The sequence below is a fragment of the Psychrobacter sp. MES7-P7E genome (assembly GCF_002863645.1).
In the GTDB taxonomy this organism is placed as follows: Bacteria; Pseudomonadota; Gammaproteobacteria; order Pseudomonadales; family Moraxellaceae; genus Psychrobacter.
Map to the genome: position 1 here is coordinate 1 of NZ_PJBU01000020.1, position 5,787 is coordinate 5,787.

Annotated in this window: 2 tRNA genes and 3 rRNA genes; all 5 read left to right on the plus strand. The window is 48.1% G+C overall.

The features are described 5' to 3' along the window. The first annotated feature begins 443 nt into the window (after nucleotides 1-443). The 5 genes from CXF62_RS01125 (at nucleotide 444) to rrf (ending at nucleotide 5,722) form a co-directional block, all read left to right on the plus strand. A 16S ribosomal RNA gene (locus CXF62_RS01125) occupies nucleotides 444-1,982 on the plus strand. 75 nt (nucleotides 1,983-2,057) lie between these two features. After that, a tRNA-Ile gene (locus CXF62_RS01130) sits at nucleotides 2,058-2,134 on the plus strand. Between the two features lie 9 nt (nucleotides 2,135-2,143). Continuing rightward, nucleotides 2,144-2,219, plus strand: a tRNA-Ala gene (locus CXF62_RS01135). Between the two features lie 346 nt (nucleotides 2,220-2,565). Beyond that, nucleotides 2,566-5,421 (plus strand): 23S ribosomal RNA (locus CXF62_RS01140). A gap of 187 nt (nucleotides 5,422-5,608) precedes the next feature. Further along, nucleotides 5,609-5,722: ribosomal RNA gene (gene rrf, locus CXF62_RS01145) — 5S ribosomal RNA — on the plus strand. The 16S, 23S and 5S rRNA genes sit together here with 2 tRNA genes alongside, the layout of an rRNA operon. Nucleotides 5,723-5,787: the final 65 nt, after the last annotated feature.

The following is a 5,787-nucleotide window of genomic DNA, read 5'->3' on the forward strand; positions in this document are numbered from 1 at the left end:
CGTCTATAATACGCACCTCATCAAGACGAGCTGGAAGTAGCTAGTGTGTAGATTACACATTAATAACCCAGTTAACTTGTTGAAACAAATTAAAAAAAGAAGTTGACAGACTATTAAAACATGATATGATGGTCAGCTCGCTAAATAGGATAAGCCACATTGGCTGACTTATTTAGTTTGAAATACTAGCACTGGACGACAGTGTCAGACATTATTTAAAAGCATAACTAAAGAACAACTTGTGTGGATTTTTGCTGATTCAGAATGCTAAAAAATAAAGTTGACTATCTTTTCTTTTCGGAAAGATTATTAACTATAAAAATTATCATTTAAGACAGCAGAAAAACTCAAAGTTAATTCATTACGAACATAATTTTTAGCGATTTTGCCAGATTAAATGAGCCAAGTTTAGAAGCTTCTTTAAAGAGCTTCATAGCAAGATTAAACTGAAGAGTTTGATCATGGCTCAGATTGAACGCTGGCGGCAGGCTTAACACATGCAAGTCGAGCGGAAACGATGGTAGCTTGCTACCAGGCGTCGAGCGGCGGACGGGTGAGTAATACTTAGGAATCTACCTAGTAGTGGGGGATAGCACGGGGAAACTCGTATTAATACCGCATACGACCTACGGGAGAAAGGGGGCAGTTTACTGCTCTCGCTATTAGATGAGCCTAAGTCGGATTAGCTAGATGGTGGGGTAAAGGCCTACCATGGCGACGATCTGTAGCTGGTCTGAGAGGATGATCAGCCACACCGGGACTGAGACACGGCCCGGACTCCTACGGGAGGCAGCAGTGGGGAATATTGGACAATGGGGGAAACCCTGATCCAGCCATGCCGCGTGTGTGAAGAAGGCCTTTTGGTTGTAAAGCACTTTAAGCAGTGAAGAAGACTCTTCGGTTAATACCCGGAGACGATGACATTAGCTGCAGAATAAGCACCGGCTAACTCTGTGCCAGCAGCCGCGGTAATACAGAGGGTGCAAGCGTTAATCGGAATTACTGGGCGTAAAGCGAGCGTAGGTGGCTTGATAAGTCAGATGTGAAATCCCCGGGCTTAACCTGGGAACTGCATCTGAAACTGTTAGGCTAGAGTAGGTGAGAGGGAAGTAGAATTTCAGGTGTAGCGGTGAAATGCGTAGAGATCTGAAGGAATACCGATGGCGAAGGCAGCTTCCTGGCATCATACTGACACTGAGGCTCGAAAGCGTGGGTAGCAAACAGGATTAGATACCCTGGTAGTCCACGCCGTAAACGATGTCTACTAGTCGTTGGGTCCCTTGAGGACTTAGTGACGCAGCTAACGCAATAAGTAGACCGCCTGGGGAGTACGGCCGCAAGGTTAAAACTCAAATGAATTGACGGGGGCCCGCACAAGCGGTGGAGCATGTGGTTTAATTCGATGCAACGCGAAGAACCTTACCTGGTCTTGACATATCTAGAATCCTGCAGAGATGCGGGAGTGCCTTCGGGAATTAGAATACAGGTGCTGCATGGCTGTCGTCAGCTCGTGTCGTGAGATGTTGGGTTAAGTCCCGCAACGAGCGCAACCCTTGTCCTTAGTTACCAGCGGGTTAAGCCGGGAACTCTAAGGATACTGCCAGTGACAAACTGGAGGAAGGCGGGGACGACGTCAAGTCATCATGGCCCTTACGACCAGGGCTACACACGTGCTACAATGGTAGGTACAGAGGGCAGCTACACAGCGATGTGATGCGAATCTCAAAAAGCCTATCGTAGTCCAGATTGGAGTCTGCAACTCGACTCCATGAAGTAGGAATCGCTAGTAATCGCGGATCAGAATGCCGCGGTGAATACGTTCCCGGGCCTTGTACACACCGCCCGTCACACCATGGGAGTTGATTGCACCAGAAGTGGATAGCTTAACCTTCGGGGAGGCGTTCACCACGGTGTGGTTGATGACTGGGGTGAAGTCGTAACAAGGTAGCCGTAGGGGAACCTGCGGCTGGATCACCTCCTTATAGACGCATTCGGTCAGCAAGAATTCACAACAAGTTGTTCTTTAGTTTAAGCTTACGTTTTTAACAAACGTATTAGGGTCTGTAGCTCAGCTGGTTAGAGCACCGTGTTGATAACGCGGGGGTCGGTGGTTCAAGTCCACCTAGACCCACCATTTTACAATGGGGCCATAGCTCAGTTGGTAGAGCGCCTGCCTTGCACGCAGGAGGTCAACGGTTCGACTCCGTTTGGCTCCACCACTACTAAGACGGTTAAGTAAGCTTTAGATGCCAATAAATAAATAGGTATTAAATAGAAACAAGTGATTGTGACTGATTACTTCTTTCTGTTTTATACAGAATCTGTGACTCGACGAGAGCATAGAGACTATTTAAAAACATAGATATGAGTCTGGGTTAGGAAGAGCGTGTTCACGCGCACTTCCTAACCTTAATAACTCGCCTCTTAACGACATCAGTTGTTATCCCAGGGGTGAGTTATTAAAAAAGTAAAGAGAACTGAATCAAGCGTATAAACATAGGTGATATCGTTATCATAATTAGATTGTATGACACTTAGAAGTCGAAAGACTACTTGGGGTTGTATGGTCAAGTAATGAAGCGCACATGGTGGATGCCTTGGCAGTCAGAGGCGATGAAAGACGTGACAGCCTGCGATAAGCTTCGGGGAGGCGGCAATATCCTGTGATCCGGAGATTTCTGAATGGGGAAACCCACTTACCATAAGGTAGGTATCCTAATTTATTAGGAAGCGAACGAGGGGAAGTGAAACATCTCAGTACCCTTAGGAATAGACATCAATTGAGATTCCCCTAGTAGCGGCGAGCGAACGGGGAGAAGCCGATTAATTCTAATGTAGAAGAACAGCGTGGGAAAGCTGACCGTAGTAGGTGATAGTCCTGTATTCGAAACATTAGAGTTAACATATTAAGTAGAGCGGGGCACGAGAAATCCTGTTTGAAGATGGGGGGACCATCCTCCAAGGCTAAATACTCCTGACTGACCGATAGTGAACCAGTACCGTGAGGGAAAGGCGAAAAGAACCCCTGTGAGGGGAGTGAAATAGAACCTGAAACCGTGTGCGTACAAGCAGTGGGAGCCCACTTGTTGGGTGACCGCGTACCTTTTGTATAATGGGTCAGCGACTTATATTCTGTAGCAAGGTTAACCGTTTAGGGGAGCCGTAGGGAAACCGAGTCTTAATAGGGCGTTTAGTTGCAGGGTATAGACCCGAAACCGAGTGATCTATCCATGAGCAGGTTGAAAGTGCCGTAACAGGCACCGGAGGACCGAACCCACTGTCGTTGAAAAGCCAGGGGATGACTTGTGGATAGGGGTGAAAGGCTAATCAAACTCGGTGATAGCTGGTTCTCCCCGAAAGCTATTTAGGTAGCGCCTCGGACGAACACCATTGGGGGTAGAGCACTGTTTCGGCTAGGGGGTCATACCGACTTACCAAACCGATGCAAACTCCGAATACCGATGAGTGATATCCGGGAGACACACGGTGGGTGCTAACGTCCATCGTGGAGAGGGAAACAACCCAGACCGCCAGCTAAGGCCCCAAATTCCTAGTTAAGTGGGAAACGAGGTGGGAAGGCATAGACAGCTAGGAGGTTGGCTTAGAAGCAGCCATCCTTTAAAGAAAGCGTAATAGCTCACTAGTCGAGTCGGCCCGCGCGGAAGATGTAACGGGGCTCAAACTAGGAGCCGAAGCTGCGGATTTGAATTTGTTTTCAAGTGGTAGGGGAGCGTTGTGTAAGCCTGTGAAGGTGTGTTGTAAAGCATGCTGGAGGTATCACAAGAGCGAATGCTGACGTGAGTAACGATAATGCGAGTGAAAAGCTCGCACGCCGGAAGATCAAGGGTTCCAGTCCAACGTTAATCGGGGCTGGGTGAGTCGACCCCTAAGGCGAGGCCGAAAGGCGTAGTCGATGGGAAATCGGTTAATATTCCGATACTTGTTTATAATGCGATGGAGGGACGGAGAAGGTTATGTCAGCCTGGCGTTGGTTGTCCAGGTGAAAGGATGTAGGTTTATAGCTTAGGTAAATCCGGGCTATTCTATACCGAGATCTGATAGCAAGCTGTACTTGTACAGCGAAGTGGCAAATACCATGCTTCCAGGAAAAGCTTCTAAGCAATAGTTATAAACGAATCGTACCCTAAACCGACACAGGTGATCAGGTAGAGAATACCAAGGCGCTTGAGAGAACTCTGCTGAAGGAACTAGGCAAAATGGTACCGTAACTTCGGGAGAAGGTACGCTGTTGGTGGTGATAGGACTTGCTCCTTGAGCTGCTGGCAGTCGCAGATACCAGGCTGCTGCAACTGTTTATTAAAAACACAGCACTCTGCAAACACGAAAGTGGACGTATAGGGTGTGATGTCTGCCCGGTGCTGGAAGGTTAATTGATGGGGTTAGCGTAAGCGAAGCTCTTGATCGAAGCCCCAGTAAACGGCGGCCGTAACTATAACGGTCCTAAGGTAGCGAAATTCCTTGTCGGGTAAGTTCCGACCTGCACGAATGACATAATGATGGCAGCGCTGTCTCCAGCAGAGACTCAGTGAAATCGAAATCGCAGTGAAGATGCTGTGTACCCGCGGCTAGACGGAAAGACCCCGTGAACCTTTACTACAGCTTTACATTGAACTTTGACCTGACTTGTGCAGGATAGGTGGGAGGCTTTGAAGCCGAGACGCTAGTCTCGGTGGAGCCAATCTTGAAATACCACCCTGGTCATGTTGGGGTTCTAACTCAGGTATAACAATACCGAGGACAATGTATGGTGGGTAGTTTGACTGGGGCGGTCTCCTCCTAAAGAGTAACGGAGGAGTACGAAGGTGCGCTCAGACCGGTCGGAAATCGGTCGTAGAGTATAAAGGCAAAAGCGCGCTTAACTGCGAGACCCACAAGTCGAGCAGGTACGAAAGTAGGTCTTAGTGATCCGGTGGTTCTGTATGGAAGGGCCATCGCTCAACGGATAAAAGGTACTCTGGGGATAACAGGCTGATACCGCCCAAGAGTTCATATCGACGGCGGTGTTTGGCACCTCGATGTCGGCTCATCTCATCCTAGGGCTGAAGCAGGTCCTAAGGGTATGGCTGTTCGCCATTTAAAGAGGTACGCGAGCTGGGTTTAGAACGTCGTGAGACAGTTCGGTCCCTATCTACCGTGGGCGTTGGAAATTTGAGAGGATCTGCTCCTAGTACGAGAGGACCAGAGTGGACGAACCTCTGGTGTTCGGGTTGTCACGCCAGTGGCATTGCCCGGTAGCTACGTTCGGATGGGATAACCGCTGAAAGCATCTAAGCGGGAAGCCCACCTCAAGATTAGATTTCCCTAAAGAGCCGTTCAAGACTAGGACGTTGATAGGCAGGGTGTGGAAGTGCAGCGATGCATGTAGCTAACCTGTACTAATTGCTCGTTTGGCTTGACCATACAACACCCAAGTGGTTTGTAACCAAGTCTAATTAATCTATCTTGTATAGCTCAGGCTATAGAATAAAGAAAGAATATTTCGATATCACCTTTAACCTTGATTCAGTTAGGTTACAAGTTGATCGACCATAAACTAAACATTTATAGTCAAACAATAAAAATAACAGACTCATATCTAACCCCCTTTGCTGACGACAATAGCGCGATGGCCCCACCTGATCCCTTCCCGAACTCAGAAGTGAAACATCGTAGCGCCAATGGTAGTGTGGTTCGCCCATGTGAGAGTAGGTCATCGTCAGCTCTCTATTCTAGATAAAGCCCCCTTTGCTAACCCAAAGGGGGCTTTTCTTTGTCAGCAGTTTGGTG